Source organism: Pseudorhodoplanes sp., assembly GCF_035565855.1.
In the GTDB taxonomy this organism is placed as follows: Bacteria; Pseudomonadota; Alphaproteobacteria; order Rhizobiales; family Xanthobacteraceae; genus Pseudorhodoplanes.
Map to the genome: position 1 here is coordinate 1 of NZ_DATMRX010000211.1, position 3,728 is coordinate 3,728.

The 3,728-nt window shown below is 64.9% G+C and carries 3 protein-coding genes; 1 reads left to right on the forward strand and 2 read right to left on the reverse strand.

Annotated features, from left to right (window positions below; all coding sequences use genetic code 11):
• The coding region (locus tag VN004_RS11840; protein WP_325610206.1) for a ComEC/Rec2 family competence protein at window positions 1-929 on the reverse strand (929 nt) is incomplete at its 3' end.
• Window positions 930-982: 53 nt separating this feature from the next.
• Window positions 983-2,665 carry a glutamine--tRNA ligase/YqeY domain fusion protein gene (locus tag VN004_RS11845; RefSeq protein WP_325610208.1) on the reverse strand — a complete coding sequence of 561 codons (1,683 nt, stop codon included), beginning with the start codon at window positions 2,663-2,665 and terminating at the stop codon, window positions 983-985.
• A gap of 174 nt (window positions 2,666-2,839) precedes the next feature.
• Here VN004_RS11845 and gltX point away from each other — a divergent pair.
• On the forward strand, window positions 2,840-3,728 hold an 889-nt coding region (gene gltX / locus VN004_RS11850; RefSeq protein ID WP_325610211.1), incomplete at its 3' end, for a glutamate--tRNA ligase.

Below are 3,728 nucleotides of genomic sequence, written 5' to 3' on the forward strand. Positions count from 1 at the left end.
AAGACGTGCGCAAGGCTCGATACATACATTGCCTCGTTCACCGAGGACGAAATTGCGTCGCGCTTGCCGGTGATCAATGCCGATGCGATCGCGCCCTTGTCGCCGGGCAGCGCCGCGCGGATGCGGCTGTCGATGGCATCGCGCAGTCCGCTGATGCCCGCGGCATAGCGCAATAATAGTCCCGGAGCCTCGGGCGGCTGCATCTGCCGGATCGATCCGAGCGCGAAACCGGTTGCCCCGAGCCGCTGGAAATAATGATCGCGGGCGAAATCGTATCCCCCCGGCCGGAGCGGCGTCAGCGGAGGATTGAGGCGAGCCCGCAATTCGACAAAGGAGGCGACCGGCGGTGCGGTCCCCTTGCGCACCGATATCCGCACGCGTTCAAGCTTGATGTCCGGCCGTGCGCCTTTCATCGCGTGCACGCGGATCACGATGCGGTCGCTGCGTTCGCGTTCTTCGCGCGTCTCGACGAAGCCGGACAGCGTCACGTTGAAGGCAGGCGCTGCAAGCACCGGATGCGCGATGCGTGCGGTCTTCCAGGTGGCGAACGTGAAACCGAACACGATCGCAGTGAGACCGATCATGACCGGAAACGCGACGGGCCGGGCACGCGCGGCGACGCACAGGGTCAACGCAAATGTTGCCACAATCAGGCCGGCCCAAAGAAAGGGCTCGCGGTCGGCGGCGAAATAGAGAATGACGCCGATCCCGAAAGCAACCGGCAGCCATGGGATCAACCGCCCGGGGGCCGTATCGCGCGCAAGCCATTCAGCGAAACGAGCGCCATGCGCGGAGGTATCGAGCGATCCGAGCCAGCCCGGCGAGACACCCTGCGCCCGCCCGCCAAGCGGCCAGGTTCGGGCTCCCGCGCGCGCGCCGGAGCGCTCACCCGCAGGCCTGCGGTCGTTCGGATCGCCCTCACGAGCCATGAGCCCCCCGCCCCGGCTTCAACCTTGGCGGGAGAGGCTACATCAGATTGCAGTCAGCCGCTCGCCGATACCTTCGCCCAGGTGTCGCGCAGTCCGATGGTCCGGCTGAAGACCGGGCGGTCGGGCGTGGAATCGCGGTCGCGGACGAAATAGCCCTGCCTCTCGAACTGCATCGGCTCGGCGGAATTGCTCGCAACGATGGCCGGTTCGAGCTGGGCGTCGGGCAGCACTTCCAGCGAATTGAGATTGAGGTCGGCGACGAAATTGGCCGCGTCCGGATCGGGGCGCGTGAACAAGGGATTGTAGAGCCGCACCTCGGCCGACACCGCATCCAGCGCCGAAACCCAATGGATGGTCGCCTTCACCTTGCGACCGTCCGGCGCGTTGCCGCCCTTGGTCGCGGGATCGTAGGTGCAGCGCAGTTCCACCACCTCGCCGTCGGCATTCTTCACCACCTCGCGGCAGGTGATGAAATAGGCGTAGCGCAGCCGCACCTCGGCGCCGGGCGAGAGCCGGAAGAACTTCTTCGGCGGATTCTCCATGAAGTCATCCTGCTCGATAAAGATCTCGCGGCCGAAGCGGATCTTGCGCGTGCCGGCCTTGGCATCGTCGGGGTGGTTGATCGCCTCGAGCTCCTCGCTCTGCCCTTCCGGATAATTCTCGATCACCACCTTCAGCGGCCGCAGCACCGCCATGCGGCGCAAGGCGGTCCGGTTCAGCGTTTCCCGGATCGAGAAGTCGAGCATCTGGACGTCGACCACGCTGTTGGCCTTGGCGACGCCGATGCGCTTGACGAAATCACGCAAGGCGGCAGGCGGCACGCCGCGCCGGCGCAACCCCGCCAATGTCGGCATGCGCGGATCGTCCCAGCCCGCCACATGACCGTCCTGAACGAGCCGCGTCAGCACCCGCTTGGAGAGAATGGTGTAGGTCAGATTGAGCCGCGCAAACTCGTACTGACGCGGGCGCGAGGGCACCGGAAGGTTTTCGATGAACCAGTCATAGAGCGGTCGGTGATCCTCGAATTCCAGCGTGCAGATCGAATGCGTGATGTGCTCGATGGCGTCCGACTGCCCGTGCGCATAGTCGTAGCTCGGATAGATTTTCCAGGCGTCACCAGTCCGCGGATGCGTGGCATGGAGAATGCGATACATCACCGGATCGCGCAGATTGATATTGCCGGCCGCCATGTCGATCTTGGCGCGGAGCACGCGCGCGCCGTTCGGAAACTCACCGGCCCGCATGCGCCGGAACAGGTCGAGATTCTCCTCGACCGACCGGTCGCGGTACGGCGAGGGCTTTCCAGGTTCGGTCAAGGTGCCGCGATTGAGACGGATTTCCTCCTGCGACTGGTCGTCCACATAGGCCTTGCCGGCCTTGATCAGGACTTCGGCCCATTCGTAAAGCTGCTCAAAATAATCGGACGCATGGTAGAGGTGCGTGCCCCAGTCATAGCCGAGCCAGCGCACGTCCTCCTCGATCGCGTCGATAAACTCCTGCTCCTCCTTCACCGGATTGGTGTCGTCGAATCGCAGATGGCAGCGGCCGCCGAATTCCTGCGCGATGCCGAAATTCAGCCCGATCGACTTGGCGTGACCGATATGCAGGTAGCCGTTCGGTTCCGGGGGAAACCGCGTGACCACGCTCTTGTGGCGGCCGGACTCAAGATCGGCCTGCACGATGTCGCGGATGAAGTCGCGCCCCGGCTCCGTCGCCGTAGATTCGTCCGCCGCCATGTGTCGTGTCTCTCGTTTGCGAAGCTCACCGGTCGCGCCTCTGTGCCAAATTCGGCCGCAAGCGCCAAGCGTCAGGTAACCCTGCCTCGCCATCGCCGCAATGAGAGGCAATGCGCTGTTTCCGCGCCATCCCGCCCATGTTAGAGGGGCGGCTCTCAAATCGATACGCTCCGGATGACTGTCGTAACCCGCTTCGCACCCTCCCCGACCGGCTTTCTGCACATTGGCGGTGCACGCACGGCGCTGTTCAACTGGCTCTATGCCCGTGGCCGTGGCGGCAAGATGCTGCTTCGCATCGAGGACACAGACCGCGAACGGTCCACCGACGCGGCGATCGCCGCCATTCTGGATGGACTGACCTGGCTCGGGATCACCTGGGACGGCGAGGCAGTCCACCAGTTTGCTCGCGCAGCCCGGCACCGCGAAGTCGCCGAGCAATTGCTGGCCGAGGGCCGCGCATACCGGTGCTATGCGAGTGCCGAGGAACTGGCGGCCATGCGTGAGCAGGCGCGCGCCGCCGGCCGGGCCCGCCTCTATGATGGGCGCTGGCGCGACCGCGACCCCTCCGAAGCACCGGCCGGGATCAAACCCGTCATCCGCCTGAAGGCGCCGCTGACCGGCGAGACCGTCATCGAGGACCAGGTCCAGGGCCGCGTGGTCTGGCAGAATGCCGATCTCGACGACCTCGTGCTGCTGCGATCCGACGGCAACCCGACCTACATGCTCGCAGTCGTGGTCGACGATCACGACATGGGCGTCACCCATATCATTCGCGGCGACGACCATCTGACCAATGCCGCGCGGCAGAAGCAGATTTACGAGGCGCTGGGCTGGCAGGTGCCGGTGATGGCGCATATCCCGCTGATCCATGGTCCGGACGGGTCGAAGCTGTCCAAGCGGCATGGTGCGCTCGGCGTCGATGCCTATCGCGCCATGGGCTACCTGCCGGAAGCGCTGCGCAATTATCTCGTTCGCCTCGGATGGAGCCACGGCGATCAGGAAATCTTCTCGACGCAGGAAATGATCGAGCTGTTCGACTTGCCGCAGATCGGACGCTCGGCCG